Annotated in this window: 14 protein-coding genes and 1 pseudogene; 3 read left to right on the top strand and 12 right to left on the bottom strand. The window is 71.2% G+C overall.

The features are described from left to right. The first annotated feature begins 34 nt into the window (after positions 1 to 34). Positions 35 to 640, top strand: coding sequence for a TetR/AcrR family transcriptional regulator (locus Microterr_RS12680; protein ID WP_263797569.1), 606 nt, complete (start codon positions 35 to 37; stop codon positions 638 to 640). Positions 641 to 654: 14 nt separating this feature from the next. Here the strand turns inward: Microterr_RS12680 and Microterr_RS12675 are convergent. From Microterr_RS12675 to Microterr_RS12655, 5 genes and pseudogenes are all read right to left on the bottom strand, one after another. Continuing rightward, positions 655 to 858: pseudogene (locus Microterr_RS12675) on the bottom strand (AMP-binding enzyme); the annotation flags it as partial. A 203-nt stretch (positions 859 to 1061) separates the two neighbouring features. Continuing rightward, on the bottom strand, positions 1062 to 2882 hold the full coding sequence (locus Microterr_RS12670) for a hypothetical protein (RefSeq protein WP_263797570.1): 1821 nt from the start codon (positions 2880 to 2882) through the stop codon (positions 1062 to 1064). Between the two features lie 96 nt (positions 2883 to 2978). Further along, the gene (locus Microterr_RS12665) at positions 2979 to 4373 is read right to left on the bottom strand and encodes an NAD(P)/FAD-dependent oxidoreductase (RefSeq protein ID WP_263797571.1); all 1395 of its coding nucleotides are present in this window, start codon (positions 4371 to 4373) and stop codon (positions 2979 to 2981) included. Between the two features lie 16 nt (positions 4374 to 4389). Beyond that, entirely contained in the window at positions 4390 to 5745 is a 1356-nt protein-coding gene (locus tag Microterr_RS12660) for an aspartate aminotransferase family protein (RefSeq protein ID WP_263797574.1), read from the bottom strand. 11 nt (positions 5746 to 5756) lie between these two features. After that, positions 5757 to 7244 (bottom strand): CoA-acylating methylmalonate-semialdehyde dehydrogenase, encoded by a 1488-nt coding sequence (locus tag Microterr_RS12655; protein ID WP_263797575.1) that lies wholly within the window; start codon positions 7242 to 7244, stop codon positions 5757 to 5759. A 92-nt stretch (positions 7245 to 7336) separates the two neighbouring features. Between Microterr_RS12655 and Microterr_RS12650 the strand changes: the two genes are divergently transcribed. Next, positions 7337 to 8956 carry a PucR family transcriptional regulator gene (locus Microterr_RS12650; RefSeq protein WP_263797576.1) on the top strand — a complete coding sequence of 540 codons (1620 nt, stop codon included), beginning with the start codon at positions 7337 to 7339 and terminating at the stop codon, positions 8954 to 8956. Between the two features lie 40 nt (positions 8957 to 8996). Here the strand turns inward: Microterr_RS12650 and Microterr_RS12645 are convergent, their stop codons facing one another. Next, positions 8997 to 9572 carry a cysteine hydrolase family protein gene (locus Microterr_RS12645; protein WP_263797577.1) on the bottom strand — a complete coding sequence of 192 codons (576 nt, stop codon included), beginning with the start codon at positions 9570 to 9572 and terminating at the stop codon, positions 8997 to 8999. Positions 9573 to 9700: 128 nt separating this feature from the next. Here Microterr_RS12645 and Microterr_RS12640 point away from each other — a divergent pair, with 128 nt between their 5' ends. After that, entirely contained in the window at positions 9701 to 11182 is a 1482-nt protein-coding gene (locus Microterr_RS12640) for an HNH endonuclease signature motif containing protein (RefSeq protein WP_263797578.1), read from the top strand. A gap of 8 nt (positions 11183 to 11190) precedes the next feature. Here Microterr_RS12640 and Microterr_RS12635 read toward each other — a convergent pair whose 3' ends face one another. The 6 genes from Microterr_RS12635 to Microterr_RS12610 all read right to left on the bottom strand — a co-directional run bounded on the left by Microterr_RS12635 (position 11191) and on the right by Microterr_RS12610 (position 17583). Next, entirely contained in the window at positions 11191 to 11541 is a 351-nt protein-coding gene (locus tag Microterr_RS12635; RefSeq protein WP_263797579.1) for a cupin domain-containing protein, read from the bottom strand. Next, positions 11538 to 12962, bottom strand: coding sequence for an NAD(P)/FAD-dependent oxidoreductase (locus tag Microterr_RS12630; protein WP_263797580.1), 1425 nt, complete (start codon positions 12960 to 12962; stop codon positions 11538 to 11540). Before Microterr_RS12630 ends, Microterr_RS12635 begins: the two co-directional genes overlap by 4 nt. Before the next feature lie 72 nt (positions 12963 to 13034). Continuing rightward, positions 13035 to 14690 (bottom strand): amidohydrolase, encoded by a 1656-nt coding sequence (locus tag Microterr_RS12625; RefSeq protein WP_263797581.1) that lies wholly within the window; start codon positions 14688 to 14690, stop codon positions 13035 to 13037. 7 nt (positions 14691 to 14697) lie between these two features. Beyond that, positions 14698 to 15525, bottom strand: a complete 828-nt coding sequence (locus Microterr_RS12620; RefSeq protein WP_263797583.1) for an ABC transporter permease — start codon at positions 15523 to 15525, stop codon at positions 14698 to 14700. After that, positions 15522 to 16412 (bottom strand): ABC transporter permease, encoded by an 891-nt coding sequence (locus Microterr_RS12615; protein ID WP_263797584.1) that lies wholly within the window; start codon positions 16410 to 16412, stop codon positions 15522 to 15524. Before Microterr_RS12615 ends, Microterr_RS12620 begins: the two co-directional genes overlap by 4 nt. Continuing rightward, complete coding sequence (locus Microterr_RS12610) at positions 16405 to 17583, bottom strand: polyamine ABC transporter substrate-binding protein (protein ID WP_263797585.1); 1179 nt, start codon at positions 17581 to 17583, stop codon at positions 16405 to 16407. The genes Microterr_RS12615 and Microterr_RS12610 overlap by 8 nt, the downstream gene beginning before the upstream one ends. Positions 17584 to 17588: the final 5 nt, after the last annotated feature.

Below are 17588 nucleotides of genomic sequence, written 5' to 3'. Positions count from 1 at the left end.
CCACTCCATGGCCGGCACGTCAACGTCACCTCGGGTGCGACGCTCACCCGCGCAGCGCCGCGCCGAGCTGTCCGCGACCGCCCGGTCGATCGCTCTCGATCAGGGACTCGCGGCCATCACGGTCCGCGCGGTCGCATCGGGCATGGGTGTCGCGCCCGGGCTGGTCGGGCACTACACGTCGAGCATGGACGAGCTCGTCGCCGACACGTTCGCCGAGATCGTGGCGGCAGAGCTGCGCGACGTCGCGGCTCTGGCGGAGGCGCAGGACGCGGCAGTCGCACGGCTGCGCCACGTCCTCGACACCCTGCTCGACGGCTCCCGCGACGACATCACGCTGGTGTGGGTGCAGGCGTGGGCGCTCGGCGTGCGCAACGAGGCACTCGCGGCGCGCGTGCGCGAGCAGATGGACGCCTGGCAGCGGATGCTGGAGGCCGAGATCGTGCGCGGCCTCGAGGCGGGCGAGTTCACGGTCGCCGGCGGGCCGGCCGACGCGGCAGCCATCGCCTGGCACCTGCTCGCGATGATCGACGGCCTCAACGCGCACTCGCTGGTGCGGTGGGGACAGCATCCCGACCGCGCAGCGCTCGCGAAGCGCTCGCTCGCCGGGCTCCTCGGCGTCGATCCGGCCGCCTTCGGCTGACCAGACCCGGGAGCTCAGCGCGCGAAGCGCTCGCGCAGGTCGGCCTTGCGCACCTTGCCGCTCGCGGTGCGCGGCAGCTCGTCCACGAACACCACATCCCGCGGGATCTTGTACTTGGCCAGGCGCCCGTCCAGGTGCGCGCGGATCGCCTCCGCGGTCTCGCTCGCCCCGTCCCGCAGGGCGGCGACGGCGAGCGGCACCTCGCCCCAGCGCTCGTCGGACCGTCGCCGGGCTCGAGGTGCTGGCGGAGGCGCGGGTCGCCGTCGGGCGTGCGGAGCGGGAGCTGCACTCCGGCCTCAGCGAGTCGGAGCGGGCGACCCTGGCGGCCCTCCTGCGCCGCACCGCCTTCCCGGCGTAGCGGAGCGCACGCGAAAGGGCGGCGGACGACCCGATGAGTCGCCCGCCGCCCTTTCGCGTCTGCCTACGGGGTCGGCTTCAGCGAGAACGTGAAGCGCTTGCCCGACTCGATGAGCGTGGGAGCCACGTCCTGAGCCTTGCCCGTGTAGCGGGTGCCGTTGAGCCTCGTGTACGACCGGGTGCGGTCGACGATGTCGTAGCGCTGGTTGGCGTCGAGCGCCTCCACGAACTGCCGGAAGGTCTTCGCGTCCTCGGGGAACTCCATCGACTCCTCCGGGGTGCCGACGCTCAGCTTCACCAAGCCCTTGGCGGCCTTCGGCACGGTCGCCGTGAACGGGACGTACTCCGTGACGCGCGTCGAACCGGGGACGGGGGACAGGACGACCCGGAACGAGTAGTTCCCGGGGGCGACCTTCCAGTAACTGTCCCTGATCATGTCGCGCCAGGCGCCGCTCTTCCACATCTGGACCCCGGTGATGCGCGCCGCGCGGTACCCCTCGGTGAAGTGGGCGCCCACGGTCACGCCCAGGATGGTGACCTCTTCGAACGGGTTCGTCTGGAGCATGGCGATGTCATCGGCCATGTCCCAGCCGACGTACTCCGCGATGCCGTCGGCGGTCGAGTACCGGCTGGTGTTGCTGAGCGTGGCCTGCTGGCCGTTCTCACGCTGGTAGGCGATCTTCCAGGTGACCTTCGCGGTGCCCTCCCACTGGTTGTCGAGCATGCGCAGCGCGTCGGTGCCGAGCTGCTCCACCGCCGCGGAGGCGATGACCAGCGGCTCGGAGATGTGGCTGACGGCCGTGCTGCGCGCGTCGCCTGCAGTGACCTTCGTGGTGATCGGGATGGTGGGGGCTCCCGCACCGAGCTTCCCGCGGATGCCGGCGAGGCGATCGTCGACGAGGTGGCCCTTCACTTTGCCGATCGCGCTCACCATCTTGTAGGAGCCGCCGAGGTTGGGCACGATGCGTGCGGCCGAGGCGCCGTGGATGTTCACGGAGAGAGCGGAGTCCCACTCGTTGGGGTGGCCGAACGCGTAGACGTCGTCGCCGCATACGGCGGTGACCGTTCCGACGCTCGCCGAGCCCACCGCGCCGTACCCGTACGAGACGGCGATGTTGCCGCCCGCGACGATCGGGTAGTCGGCGCCGTCGTCGGCTCCGCCGCCGATCGCGAGGCCGCGCGAGGCGACCGGCCGGTATCCCTCGACGTTCTTCGCGATGCGGCTTCCTGCCGCGTCGAGCCTCGCGGCGGTGGTGCCCGTGGTGACGCGCACCGGCTGGAGCTGGCGGATGGTCGCGGTCGCCGACGTCGTCGCCGTCTCGCCGGCCATCCTCGTGACCTGTCGCTGGGCGGCGGGGCTGAGCTTCTTCGTGAGCGGCAGGTCGCCGATCGCCTTCATGTAGGCCGCAGGGGTCACGCCCGCCACGTTGTCGGGCAGGTTGCTGAAGCCGTAGGAGACTGCGCCGATGAGGGCGCCGTCGGCGTCGTACACGGGAGACCCGGAGGCCCCGGCCCAGACGCCCGCGGCGAGGGTCCCGTCGGCGCCGTTGACCACGTCACCGTCCAGCTTCACCAGGAGCAGGTCGCGGGGCTCGCCCTTCGCGTCGTAGCCGAGCCCGTTCTCGAGCTTTCCGACGTACTCGCCGGTGAACTCGGTCGGCGTCACGCCCTTCACCGTCGAGAGCCACGTCACCTGCTGGCCGTCGGCGAGCCCGGCGACCGGCGCGATCGACAGCTCCTGACCCGGCACCTCGCAGAAGGCGTCCAGTGCAGGTGCCGCCTGCGCGGGTGCAGCGGTCAGCGCGCCGACGAGCGCGGCGAGTACGGCGGCGGTCAGACCGGTGCGCGCTGCCGTGCGCCCGTTCATCGCCAAGTGCGTGGCCATAGGGGTCCCCTTTGATCGGTGCCATGCGGAACCCGTCCCGAAGTGCCGCCACAGAAGTATGCGTGATGTCGGGCTGAAGTTCCTCTGAGAGGAGTATCAGTGGGCGCGCCCAGATACCACGTCAGCCACGCGAGCGAACGGCGACGTGCGCGCGCCGCCGCGCGCCTCGTGGGCATCGGCCAGGTGGTAGGCGGCGTAGATGCCCTGCACCGCGAGCCATCGCAGCGGCTCGATCTCCCAGCGCCGCGCGCGATGCCCGACCCAGGGCAGGCGCAGGAGCTCGGTCTCCCGCCCGAGCACGAGATCGGCGAGTGTGCGTCCGGCGAGGTTCGTGGTGGCCACCCCGGTGCCGACGTAGCCGCCGGCCCACCCGAGGCCGGACGCCCGATCGAGCCCGACGGTGGGCGACCAGTCGCGCGGAACCCCGAGCACGCCCGCCCAGGCGTGCGCGATGGGCACCTCCGCACCCGATGACGCGCCGGCCGCGCCGGGGAAGAACCGCCTGAGCAGGGCGGTGAGGTTCTCGATCGTGCGCTGCTGGGTGCGCCCGTCGCTGTCGACGCGCGAGCCGTAGCGGTAGGGAACGCCGCGCCCGCCGAAGGCGATGCGGTCGTCGGCGGTGCGCTGCGCGTACATGTAGACATGCGCGAAGTCGCCCAGTGTGCTCCCGCCGGCCCAGCCCACCTCGTCCCAGAACGCCGCAGGCAGCGGCTCGGTGACGACCATCGACGAGTTCATCGGCAGCCAGGTGCGGTGCTCGCCCTTCAGATCCGGCGTGAACCCCTCGGTCGCGCGGATCACGAACGGCGCCGTCACCGTGCCGCGATCGGTCACCGCGCGCCCTGATTCGATCGCCTCGACCGTGGTGTCCTCGTAGATGGTCACCCCGAGTCGCTCGACCGCCTCCGCGAGCCCGCGCGCGAGCTTCGCGGGGTGGATGGCGGCGCAGTGCGGATGCCAGATGCCCCCGATCGCCCCGTCCACGCGCACATGCGCGGCGGTGGCGGCAGCATCCCACCGCTCGACATCGGTGTGCGGCCAGGCCGCCTCCTCGTCGAACGCCGCGAGCAGCCGCGCCTGCTGTGCGGCGTTGCGCGCGATCTCGAGCTCCCCGCCCTTGCGGATGTCGGCGTCGATGCCCTCGACCGCGGCGACCCTGATGACCTCGTCGACCGTCTCGTTCATCGCGCGCTGCTGGTCGATGGCGGCGCTGCGCCCGTGCGACGTCACGTACTGCGCGCGGCCGCCGGTCACCGAGTTGGTGAGCCACCCGCCGTTGCGCCCAGATGCGCCGAATCCGGCGAACCGGCGCTCGAGCACCGCGATCCGCAGATCGGGCTGGAGCGACTTCAGGTAGTACGCCGTCCACAGGCCGGTGTAGCCGGCGCCGACGATGCACACGTCGACGGCGAGATCCCCCTGCAGAGGCCGGCGCGCTGACGGCAGCCCGATCTGCTGCCACCAGAACGAGACGCCGCCGTTGCCGGTCATCGCGGGTCAGTCTCCCTCAGAGCGCGGCGTCTGCGGCGTCGAGCGCCGCATCGATGATGTCGAGTCCACGCACCAGATCCTCCTCCGAGATCACCAGCGGCGGGGCGACATGGATGCGGTTGAAGTGCGTGAACGGCCAGAGCCCCGCCTCCTTGCAGGCGGCGGCGACGGCGGCGACGGGGGCGGCGTCGGCCCCGGCTGCGTTGAACGGCACCAGCGGCTCGCGGGTCTCGCGGTCGCGCACCAGCTCGATGGCCCAGAACAGCCCGCGCCCGCGCACCTCGCCGACGGACGGGTGGCGCTCCGCGATGGCGCGCAGCCGCGGTTCGACGACGCGCGCGCCCAGGTCGCGCACGCGTTCGAGGATGCCGTCGCGCTCGAACACCTCGAACGTCGCGACGCCGGCCGCGCACGCGAGCGGGTGGCCGGAGTAGGTGAGGCCGCCCGGGAAGGAGACGGTGTCGAAGTGCGCGGCGATCCGGTCGGAGATGACGACCCCGCCGAGGGGCACGTACCCCGAGTTGACGCCCTTCGCGAAGGTGATCAGGTCTGGCGTCGCGTCGAACGCCTGGAACGCGAACCACTCGCCGATGCGGCCGAAGCCGACCATCACCTCGTCGGCGATGTAGACGATGCCGTACTTGTCGCACAGCGCCCGCACACCGGGCAGGTAGCCCGGCGGCGGCACGAGGACACCGTTGGTGCCGACCACCGTCTCGAGGATGATCGCGCCGATCGTGGAAGCGCCCTCGAGGATGATCGTCTGCTCGAGGTGCTCCAGCGCGCGGTCGGTCTCCTCCTCGGGGCTCGAGGAGTGGAACGGCGATCGGTAGGCGTACGGACCGAAGAAGTGCGCCACCGACCCGTCGGCGGGCTCGTTCGGCCAGCGGCGAGGGTCGCCGGTCAGCGTGATCGCCGTCGATGTGTTGCCGTGGTAGCTGCGGTACATCGACAGCACCTTGCGCTTGCCGGTCACCAGGCGCGCCATCCGCACGGCGTTCTCGTTCGCGTCGGCGCCGCCGTTCGTGAAGAACACCTTCGAGAACCCGTCGCCGGCGACCTCGCTGATGCGGCGGGCCAGCTCGCCCCGCACATCGTTGGCCATCGAGGGCTGGATCGTGGCGAGACGCCCTGCCTGCTGCTGGATGGCGGCGACGAGATCGGGATGCTGGTGCCCCAGGTTGAGGTTCACGAGCTGCGACGAGAAGTCGAGGTACGCGGTGCCCGCGTAGTCCCAGAACGTCGCCCCCTCGCCGCCGGCGACCGGCAGCGGGTCGATCAGCGCCTGCGCGCTCCAGGAGTGGAACACGTGGCCGCGGTCGTCGGCGCGCACCTGGGCTTCGAGGTCGGGTCGGACATCAAGAGTCGTCATGGGGTCTCCGCTCAGTGGTTGCTCGGGAAGCCGAGGTCGATCTGCGACGGCGTGTGGTCGGGCCAGCGGGTGGTGACCACTTTCGACCGCGTGTAGAAGTGGATCGACTCGGGTCCGTAGATGTGCGAGTCGCCGAACAGCGAATTGCGCCAGCCGCCGAACGAGAACGCGCCGATCGGCACGGGGATCGGCACGTTGACCCCCACCATCCCGACCTCGATGTCGAACTCGAACTGGCGGGCGGTGCCGCCGTCGCGGGTGAACACCGCGGTGCCGTTGGCGAACGGGCTCGCGTTGATGAGCTCGACGGCCTCGGTGTAGCTCTCGACGCGCACGACGGAGAGGACCGGCCCGAAGATCTCGTCGTCGTAGACCTTCATGCCCGGGGCGACGCGGTCGATGAGCGAGACGCCGATGAAGAAGCCATCGCCGTCGAACTCGTCCGCGGTGCCGTCCACGACGACCGTCGCGCCCTCGGCGGCGGCGCCCGTGACGTACGAGGCGACCTTGTCGCGGTGCTCGCGCGTGATGAGCGGGCCCATCTCGCTGGCGGCGTCCGTGCCGTCGCCGATGGTGAGGCCGGCGACGCGCTCGGCGACCTTGGCGACCAGGGCGTCTGCGGTCTCGTCGCCGACCGCGACCAGGACCGAGACGGCCATGCAGCGCTCGCCGGCCGACCCGTACGCGGCGGAGACCGCGGCGTCGGCCGCAGCATCCAGGTCCGCGTCCGGCATGACCACCATGTGGTTCTTCGCCCCGCCGAGCGCCTGCACGCGCTTGCCGTTGGCGGCGGCGCGCGCGTAGATCGAGGTCGCGATCGGGGTGGAGCCGACGAAGCTGACGGCCCGCACGTCGGGGCTGTCGAGGATCGCGTCGACCGCGACCTTGTCGCCCTGCACGACGTTCAGCACGCCGGCGGGCAGGCCCGCTTCCTCGTACAGCGCGGCGAGGAAGAGCGCGGCGGACGGATCCTTCTCACTCGGCTTCAGCACGACGGTGTTGCCGCAGGCGATGGCGGACGCGGTCATCCACAGGGGCACCATGACCGGGAAGTTGAAGGGCGTGATGCATCCCACGACACCCACCGGCTGCTTGACCGAGTGCACGTCGACGCCGCGCGAGACCTGCTCCGAGTGCTCGCCCTTCAGCAGGTGCACGAGACCGGCGGCGAACTCGACGTTCTCGATGCCGCGGCTGATCTCGCCCTTCGCGTCGGAGAGGACCTTGCCGTGCTCGCTCGTGATGATCGCCGCGAGATCGTCCTGCCGCTCCACGAGCAGGTGACGCAGGCGGAAGAACACGTCGGCGCGCTTGATGAGGCTCGTCGCACGCCAGGCCGGAAGGGCGGCGGATGCTGCGGCGATCGCCTGCTGCGTCTCGTCCGTGGTCGCGAACGCCACCTCGTGCTGCGCGACGCCCGTCGCCGGGTTGAAGACCGTGCCCGTGCGCTCGGCGGCGCCCGCGGGCTGACCGTTGATGTGATGGCGGATGAGGGGCATGCTGATCCTTCGTGTCGGTCCGCCGGACAGATCGACCGAGCGTCGTCTAGGCTGACGAGTCCCAGTGTGTCAGAGCAGAGGAGGGGCATTCGATGGCTGACCGTCATGAACCCACGGCGATCCGGACGGATCGTCCGACGGTCGAGGCGAGCCTGCCGAGCGTCCGGGAGGTGCTCGCGCTGGACGCGTTTGCGGCCGGGGTGCCCGAGGTGCTCGTCGGCGACGACACCCTGGACGCACGGGTGCGCTGGGCGCATGTGTCGGACAGCGCGGGCGTCGCCCGGCTTCTCGACGGCGGGGAGCTGCTGCTGTCGACCGGGTCGGGGTGGCCCGCCGAGCCCGACGAGCTCGCGGCCTTCGTCGAGGGACTGCGAGCGGCCGGGACCGCCGGCATCGTGCTCGAGCTCGGCACGCACTACCGGTACGTCCCCGGCGTGGTCGTCGACACTGCGCGGGACTGCGGGCTGGCGCTGGTCGCACTCAACCGCGAGGTCAAGTTCGTGACGCTGACCGAGGCGGTGCACAGCCGCATCATCTCGGAGCAGACCGCGGCGCTGCGCGCGCGGGATGAGGTGCGCGAGCGGTTCACCGCGCTGGCGCTGCGCGGGTCGCCCGCCGACTTCGTCGTGCACCAGCTCGCCCAGACGCTGCAGGCGCCGGTCGTGCTCGAGAACCTCGCGCACGAGGTGGTCGCCGCGGATGTGCCCCTGGCACTCCAGGAGGAGCTCTTCACCCGCTGGGAGGTGCGGTCGCGCATCGCGCACCGCGAGCGGGCGGCGCGCGCGGACTCCTGGCTGATCGTGCCCGTGGAGGCGCGGGGCGTGCGCTGGGGGCACCTCGTCGCGCTGCCGGGGCCACCGCATCCGGCCGGACGCGCGAGCGTGCTCGAGCAGGGCGCGATCGCCCTCGCGCTCGGGCGGCTCGCCGACGGCGACGTCGACGAGTGGGGGCGGATCGGGCGCGGCCAGCTCGTCGACGGACTGCTCGCCGGCCGGTTCGCCGGCCCCGGTGGCGCCGCCGCGCGGCTCGAGGCGGCGGGGCTGCCGGTCGAGGCGAGCGCGCTCTACGGCATGGTGGCGGCCGGCGCGCCACTGGCACCGGAGGTCGCCGATGCCGCCGCCCGCGCGCTCGGCGGCCGGGCGCTGACCGGCTCAGCGCCGTCGGGAGTGGCGGCGCCGGCCGCCCTGCTGCTGGTGTCGCTGCCGGCGCGGGCGGCGCTCGACGATCGTGCGGCGCTCTCGTTCGCACGGGCGCTGACGCCGCAGCCGGAGCGCCTCGTGCTGTCGATCGGCTCGCGCGCAGACGGCTTCGACTCCGCGCTCACCTCGCTGCAGGAGGCGGTCGACCTCGCCCGCGGGCGCGGGCCGCGCGCCGGCGGACCGCAGCTGCGCCGTGCGGAGGACCGGCCGCTCGCGCGCCTGGTGACGGCGCTGCGCGACGACCACCGGGTCCTCGAGCACGGCGAGCGGATGCTGGCGCCCCTGATCGAGTACGACCTCGGCCGCGGGGGAGACCTGCTCGACGTGCTGGGCGCGATGCTCGCGCATCCGGGCAACCGGACGGCCGCCGCATCCGCGTCGCACCTGTCGCGCTCGGTCTTCTACCAGCGGATCGCGCTCATCCAGGATCTGCTCGCCGCCGATCTGGACGACGGTGAGGTCCAGGCCGCGCTGCATCTCGCGCTGCTGGTGCGGCGCTCGGCCGCCCGCTGACCGCGTTCCCGCTCCGGGAGCCGGGGCTCAGCCGCGGGGCTCAGCCGCGGGGCTCGGCGATGACCTCACGCGTCGGGATGACGCGGGCGTAGCCGCCCGCGAGTGCGGCCATGAAGCTCGCGTGCACCGTCGCGCCGGGGATCTCGGTGTCGCCGAAGGAGAGGTCGGGCGCGGCGCAGGCGTCGTGGGCGACGGTCACGGCGTAGCCGAGGTCGGATGCGGCGCGCACCGTCGAGTCGACGCACATGCTCGACATCATCCCGCAGACGACGAGTCGGTCGACGCCGATCTCCTCGAGCAGCACCTGGAGCCGGGTGTCGAGGAACGAGTTGGGTTCCGCCTTGGTGACGACCGGCTCGTCGGCCTGAGGTGCGACGAGTGTGTGGATCTCGACCCCCGCGGTGCCAGGTCGCATGAACGGGGCGTCCGGCGCGTCCCAGATGTGCTGGACGTGCACGGCCGGCCGGCCGACGGACCGGAAGTGAGCGAGAAGCTCCTGCGCGTGCTCGGCGGCCTCGACCGGGCCGGAGAGCGGGTGCGCGCCGCCGGGGAAGTAGTCGTTCTGGATGTCGATGATCAGCAGTGCCTCGGTCGTCGGCAGCTCGCGTCGGGTCATGAGCTCAGCTTAGCCGGGCTGGGCCGGGGTGCCGTTGCCGCAGATTCGAAGATATGGACGAGTGAACCGAAATGCGTGCGGGATGCTGGGCGCGGTCGATGTCGGAGGCCATCGCTACCATCGAAACTATGAACGATGGTGCGCGGGAGAGGGTTGAACGGGCGACCGACGACGATGACCTCGCCCGCCTGGCCGAGTTCGATCAGTGGGTCGCCGAGCAGGCACTGGTCGACGACGAGATCGCGGCCTACCTCGACGCGCTCGCGCAGCCGGCGACGGTCGTGTCGCCGGCTCTCGGGGTGACGCTGGCGATGGACGAGATCGAGCGCGTCGCGCACCGGCAGCGCGAGGCGATCGCCGCGCAGTACGCCGCGATCGGCGAGGTGCTCGCCGACGCCCGCGAGCATCCGGAGTTCTGGCTCGGCTCCGACCCGACGCTCGACCCCGCGTGGCAGGATCCCCGCGGCCGTTCGGTCGCGGCGGTACGCGCCGAGCGTCGGCAGGTCGCCGCGCGCGCCGCGATCTGCGACATCGCCACGCGCCTGCATCTGGCCGAGACCACCGTGTCTGCGCGGGGCGCCCATGCCGCGACGCTGCAGGAGCGACTGCCCGGTCTGTGGCGCGAGTTCCTCTCGGGTGCTGTCGATGAGCGCAACGCGGTGACGGCAGCGACACTTGCCGCGACGTTGCCGGACGTTGCCAGCGACAGTTGGACGCTGTTCGACGCGCACGTGACTGCGATGGCCGGGCGTCTCACCCCGGGCAAGTTCCTCATGAACGCCCGGGCTGCGCGCGAGCGCATCCACCGGGAGTCGCTGCAGGAGCGGCATGTGCGCGCCGCGGCCGAGCGGGCCGTCTGGCTCGACCCGAACCTCGACGGCATGGCGACGCTCACGGCGTCCCTGCCCGCGATCGAGGCGCACGCCGCCTACCGCCGCGTCGACCAGACCGCCCGGCACCTGCGCGGACTGCCGGGCGAGACGCGCACGCTCGCGCAGCTGCGCGCCGACATCCTGGCCGATCTGCTCATCGACGGCGAGACCTATCCGCTGCCCGATGACACCGCGGCCGCCGCGGACACGGCGGCCCCTGCATCCGGCCGTGCACTCGTCGTGACGTCCTGCGTCCCGCCGCACCGCCGTCGCAAGGCCCAGATCGCGATCACGATCCCGGTGCTGTCGATCCTCGGGCACTCCGACGAGCCGGCGACGCTCGACGGCTACGGTCCGATCCCGCTCGAGACAGCGAAGAGACTGGCGGGGGAGTCAGCCTCGTGGATTCGAGTGCTGACGCATCCGGTCAGCGGAACCGTGCTCGACCTCGACCGGAAGACCTATCGGGTGCCGAGGGCGCTCCGGCGATGGCTCGAGGCGCAGCATCCGGTCTGCATCTTCCCCGGCTGCGCCCGCGCGGCCCGCGACTGCGATATCGACCATCGGCTCGAGTGGGCCCGCGGAGGGCCGACCGCCGCCGGCAACCTAGGCCCGGAGTGCGAGCCGCACCACGGGGTGAAGACCGAGTCGCTGTGGCGATTCGATCCCCGCACCGGTGCGGTCGTCTGGCTCAGTCCGACCGGCCGCGAGCATGCGCTGGATCCGCCGCCGTTCTGAGCGGGCGATCAGCCGGCGACGTACACCTTCCGCAGCGTCTCCCGCACGGTCCACACCGTGTGCATGCCCGCCTCGAGCCGCACGATCGAGCCGGCGCGCAGCTCGATCGCCGGCAGCGCCGGATCGGTGAACTCGACCGTCGCCGACCCCGACAGCACGATGAACACCTCGTCCGACTCGACGTCGCTCATGGCTCCCGGTGTCATCTCCCAGACGCCGATGCCGACGCCCCGTGCATCGTCGAGGTCGACGTAACCGGTCGAGGGCGTCCCCGCGACGACCTGCTCCGCGGGCACGGGCTCGTGACCGAGCGTCAGGCCGGCAGCATCCGTCACCGCCCCCGCGGTCAGCGCGGTCACGAGTCGAACCCGAGGCCGAGGCGGTCGAGGGTCTTCAGCAGCAGGTTGCGGCGTCCCTCGTTGTGGTCGGCGCGGTCGAGCGACCAGCGCGTCGCGTTGATGCCGATGGATGCGGCGGGCTCCGGTGGGAAGGGGAGGGGACGCTTGCGCACCATCTCGAGCGTCGTCTTCTCGTTGACCGTGCCGTCGAGCAGGTCGAGCATCACGTCGGCAGCGAACCGCGTCGATCCGACGCCGAGGCCGGTGAATCCGGCGGCGTAGGCCACCCGTCCGCGTCGGGCGGTGCCGAAGAACGCCGTGAACTGCGTGCTCGTGTCGATGGCCCCTGACCACTGATGCGAGAATCGCAGGCCCTCGAGCTGCGGGAACGTCGTGAAGAAGTGGCTGGCGAGCCGTGCCCACACATCCGGCCTGTTCTCGTACGCCGGGTCGACGCGGCGGCCGTAGTGGTACAGCGCGTCGTAGCCGCCGAACAGGATCCGGTTGTCCTGCGACAGCCGGTAGTAGTGGAACTGGTTCGCCATGTCGCCGATGCCCTGCCGGTCGCGCCAGCCGATCGCGGCGAGCTGCTCGTCGGTCAGCGGCTCGGTCATGAGGGCGTAGTCGTACACGGGCACCGTCATCAGGCGGTTCCGGCGCAGCAGCGAGGGGAACACATTGGTCGCGAGCACGGCGTGCGCCGCATCGACCCGGCTGTCATCGGTGACGATCGAGACGCCTGCCCCATCGGTGTCGAGACTGCGCACGTGCGACCGCTCGAAGATCTCGACACCGCGCTCCTCGGCGGCGCGGGCGAGCTCGGCGGCCAGCCGGGCCGGATGCACCAGCCCGCAGTTGCGCTTCTCCCACAGCGCGGCGAGGTAGGTGGGCGAGGCGACCGCGGCCTGCGCCTCCGCCTCGTCGAGGAACACGACGTCGTCGCCGGTGGGCACCTCGCGCAGCCACTCGATCTGATGCGGCTCCGTCGCGGGCGCGAGCTGTCCGGTCCGCTCGAAGTGGAAGTCCAGACCGTAGTCGGCTTCGGCGGCCTCGATGGCGTCGAGGTTCTCCATCCCGAGTCGCTCGATCAGCGGCATCTCGTCGGGCCAGCGGCTCATGCCGTTGTCGTGCCCATGGGTGAGGCTCGCCTCGCAGAACCCGCCGTTGCGGCCCGACGCCGCCCATCCCACGCGATTTGCCTCGACCACGACGACGCGCCGGCCGGGGTCGCGGGTCTTCGCCAGCAGTGCGGTCCAGAGCCCGGTGTAGCCGGCGCCGACCACCACGAGGTCGGCCGCGACGGCACCCCGCAGCGGCGCTCGATCGGGACGCAGCCCCTCGGGCAGGTCCTCGGTCCAGAACACCCCCGACCGGGTGGTCTCGAGGCTGCGGCTGATCACGGATGCCGAGGGCACGCGTCGTTCGAAGACGGTGGTTCCCACGGGTATCACTTCCTATCGGTGTTGGCACTGCGGGTCGTTGAGCGAGGAGCGGAGCGACGAGACGAAGCGGGGTCAGCTGTCCGACGCGTCGAAGACGCGGACGCCCTCGACGAAGGTCTGCAGCACGCGGGTCGCGCCGATCTGATCGGCGGGACCGGCGAACGGGTCGCGATCGAGCACGGCGAGATCGGCGTACTTCCCGACCTCCACGGTGCCGGTCTCGGCGTCCAGGTGGTTCACCCAGGCGGACCCGGCGGTGTACGCGGTGAGCGAGGTGGCCAGGTCGATCGCCTGCTCCGGCAGGAACGGCTCGTAGTCGCCCTCCTCATACCCGGGCGCCGCCTGCCGGTTGACGGCCGTGTGGATCGCGGCGAGCGGGTTCGGCGACGACACCGACCAGTCGCTGCCCGCCGCGAGCACGGCGCCCGAGCGCAGCAGGTCGCCGAACGGGTACTGCCACGCGTCGCGCGGCGAGCCGAGGAACGGCAGCGTCAGCTCGACCATCTGCGGCTCGAGCGTGGCCCACAGCGACTGCATGTTCGCCGCGACGCCGAGTTCGCGGAAGCGCGGCACGTCGTCGGGGTGCACGACCTGGATGTGGGCGATGTGGTGCCGGTTGTCGCCGCGTCCGTTGCGGTCGATGGCGGCGGCGACGGCGTCGAGGCACTCGCGCACGGCGCGGTCGCCGATCGCGTGGAAGTGCACCTGGAATCCGAGCGCGTCGAGCTGCGGCACGGCCTCTGCGAGGATCTCGGGCGCGACGAACGAGATGCCCGAGTTGTCGGTGAAGTGCCCGTGCCCGTCGTGGTACGGCTCGAGCATCGCCGCCGTGAAGTTCTCGGCGACCCCGTCCTGCATGACCTTGATGCTCGTCGCCTGGAACCGCCCGAGCGAGAACCGCTCCCGCCGCTCGACGAGCGAGGGGATCTGCTCGAGCCCGGCGGTGCGGTCCCACCACAGCGCGCCGACGACCCGGCCGGTCAGCGAGCCGTCCGCCGCGGCCGCCCGGTACGTCTCGCCCTGATCGACGAGGTCGCTGTAGTCGCCGATGATGGCGTCCTGCCACGCGGTGATGCCGTACGAGTGCAGGTAGCGCTGTCCGGCCAGGAGCGCCTCGTGCAGGAACTCCGGCGACGGGTCGGGGATCAGCCGGTTCACCAGCGACATCGCACCCTCGTGGAGCGTGCCGGTGGGGCGGCCGTCCGCATCCCGCTCGATGCGTCCGTCGGCGGGGTCTGGGGTGTCGCGATCGATGCCGGCGCGGCGCAGCGCGGCCGTGTTCACCCAGGCGCCGTGTCCGTCGCGGTTGGGCAGGAAAGCAGGGCGGTCGGGGAGCACGCGGTCGAGGGCCTCCGAGGTCGGGGTGCCACCGGGGAACGCCGACATCGCCCACCCGCCGCCGGTGATCCACTCCTCGTCCGGATGCGCCTGCGCGTAGGCGGCGACCGTGTCGAGGTACTCGGCCTCGGTCGACCCCTCGCTCAGATCGCACCGCAGCAGCTCCAGCCCGCCGGAGACCGGATGCACGTGCGCGTCCTGGAAGCCGGGCACCAGCATCCGTCCGGCCAGGTCGACGACCTCGGTGCGGGGGCCGATCAGCTCCCGGATCTCATCACCGCCCACGGCGACGATGCGGCCGCCCGACACGGCGACACCCGTCGCGCGCGAGCGCACGGTGTCCGCGGTGAAGACAGGGCCGCCGATGAAGACGAGCTCGGCGTGGGTCATGGTTCTCCTACCCGCCCGCCATGGTGCGGGCGATGTCGGTGGCGGAATCGCCCGCACGGCGCAGCACCAGGGCGACGACGGCGAGGGCGACGAGGGTGAGGATCAGCATGATCGTCGACACCGCGGCGATCTCGGGTCGCAGCCCCGACCGCAGCGAGCTGAGGATGTAGACGGGCCAGGGCGTCGAGCCCGACACCTGAACGAACGACGAGACGACGGTGTTGTCGAGGCTGAACGTGAACGCGAGCAGCGCGCCGGCGAGCACGGCCGGCATCGCGAGCGGCAGCGTCACCCGGCGGAATGTCGTGAACGGCGTCGCATACAGGTCGGCCGAGGCCTCTTCGAGGTTCTCCGGCAGCCCGACGAGACGGGCGCGCACGATGTAGGTGACCACGGCGACCGAGAACAGCGAGTGGCCGACGACGAGACGGACGGTGCCGTCGTTGAACACCGACATCCCGAGGTCCTGGCCGAGGAACACCAGCCAGGGCAGCAGCGACACCGCGTCGACGATCTCGGGCGTGACCGACACCAGCAGCAGCAGTCCGATGAACCACCAGGTCCACTTCCCCGGACGGCGGGCCAGCGAGATGCCGGCGAGGGTGCCGAGCAGGGTCGCGAGCACCGCGGCGATCGCGCCGGTGCGCAGCGACACCATGACGGCGTCGCTCAGGACCGACTTCCGGAACAGCGCGAGATAGCCGTCGAACCCGAACTCGGTGAACGCCGTGAGCAGCCGGCCGTTGTTGAACGAGTAGGCGACGATCACCACGATCGGCAGGAACAGGAAGACGAAGACGAGGATGCTCCACACCTTCAGCAGACGGTCGGTCACGACGCAGCCTCCCCGAGGACGAGACGGTTGCGGGAACGGAACGGCAGGCTGACGAGCCACGCCAGGGCACCGAGCAGGGCGACCGAGCCGAGGATGATGAGGATCAGCATGACCGCCATCGCCGAGCCGAGCGCCCAGTTCTGGGCGGTCTGGAACTGACTCGCGACGAGCTGCCCGACCATGTTGCCCTTCGCGCCGCCGAGCACCGTCGCGGTGATGTAGTCGCCCATCAGCGGGATGTACACCAGCAGCACGCCGACGATCACGCCGGGGCGGGCGAGCGGGAACGTCACCCGCAGGAACGTCCGGATGCTGTCGGCACCGAGATCCTTCGACGCCTCCCGCAGCGGCAGGCCGACCCGGTCGAACGCGACGAACAGCGGCAGGATCATCAGCGGCAGGTAGTTGTAGACCACGCCCAGCAGCACCGCGGGCCGGGTGTAGAGGATCTCGAGCGGCGCGAGCCCGACCAGCTGCAGCACGTGCGAGACGATGCCCTCGGGTGCGAGGATCACCTGCCATCCGATCGTTCGCACCAGGAAGTTCGTCCAGAACGGCACCAGCACGAGGGCGATCAGGAGTCCCTTGGAGCGCGCGGGCGCCTTGAGGGCCATCCAGTAGGCGACCGGCGCGCCGATCACGAAGCACAGCGCGGTGCCGCCGAGCCCGATCCACAGCGTGTTCAGGAACGTGTCGAAGAAGGTCGGCGTCAGCACCTCGGCATAGCGGTCGAAGGACAGCACGTCGTTGGCGTGCGTGCCGAACATGCCCGGCTTGTAGCCGAAGCTGTACCAGAAGACGACTGCGACCGGCAGGACGAAGAAGACCAGCAGCCACGCCCACGCGGGGATCGCGAGGGCGAACCCCGGCAGCCGCAGCCTACGCACCCGCTGCGGCCTTCGCCTTGTTCCAGATGTCGACGGTGCGCTGCTGGGCTTCGTTGACTTCGCCGTCCTTCATGGTCGCGAGCTGCTCCGGCGTGAAGAACACGAGATCGAGGCGCTCGAGCCCCTCCTCCTCCGCCGTGGACTGGATGTCCTTCGCGCCGGTGTGGTAGCCGATGTAGTCGAGTTCGGCGATCGCGTTCTCGGGCGTGAGGACGTAGTTGATGAAGGCGTGCGCGGCCTCGGGGTGCGGGGCGCTCGCCGAGATCGCCCAGTTGTCCATCCACAGCTCCGTCGTCGGCGACCCGAGCACCCACTGCCACTTGTCGGGGTCGGACGAGTTCAGGATCCCCTGCCGCGCATCGCCGTTCCACACCTCGATCAGGGCATGCGTGCCCTGCGGGATGGCGCCGGAGCCGGGGTACGAGTCGAACGCGGCGATGTGCGGTGCGAGCGTGTTGACCACGAAGTCCTCGCACGCGTCGATCTCTGCGGTGTCGGTGGTGTTCCAGTCGATGCCGTTCGCCCAGTAGTACATGCCGGTGATCTCGGCGGGGTCGTCGAGCACGCTGGTCTTGCCGCTCGCCTCGTTCTGCGCAGCATCCAGGAAATCGGCCCAGCTGGTCAGCTCCCGGGTGATGACGGTCTTGTCGTAGACGAACCCCGTCGTGCCCCACGCCTTGCAGATCGAGTACTCGTTCTCCGGGTCCCACTCGCGGCCGAGGTACGCGGCATCCATGTGCTCGAGGTTGGGGATCAGCTCCTTGTTGAGCTTCAGCAGCAGTCCGTTCTCGATCATCTGCGGGATGAAGACGCCGGTCGGCACGATGATGTCGTACCCGCCGGTGCCCTTGGCCGCCACGAGCTTCGAGATGAGCTCCTCATTCGACCCGAACGAGTCGACGGTGATCTTCGCGCCGAACTCGTCGGTGAACGAGGTGAGCACCTCGGGGGCGTCGTAGTCGCCCCACGAGTAGATCGACAGTGCGTCCTCGACGTCGCCGCCGGTGGCGACCGGCGTGGGCTTGCTGCTCGGCCCGGCGCACGCCGCGAGGAACGCGGTGCCGCCGGCGATGGCGGCCAGCGAGAGGAAGCGCCGACGCGTCAGCTCCTGCACGATGACGGGCGCCGCGGCGCGGCTGGCGAGGATGCGGACGGGGTTCTGCTCGGCCATGGGGT

The sequence above is a fragment of the Microbacterium terricola genome (assembly GCF_027943945.1).
GTDB classification, from domain to species: domain Bacteria; phylum Actinomycetota; class Actinomycetes; order Actinomycetales; family Microbacteriaceae; genus Microbacterium; species Microbacterium terricola.
Note: the sequence above shows the minus strand (reverse complement) of the source record. Positions and strands in the feature narration are given on the sequence as shown.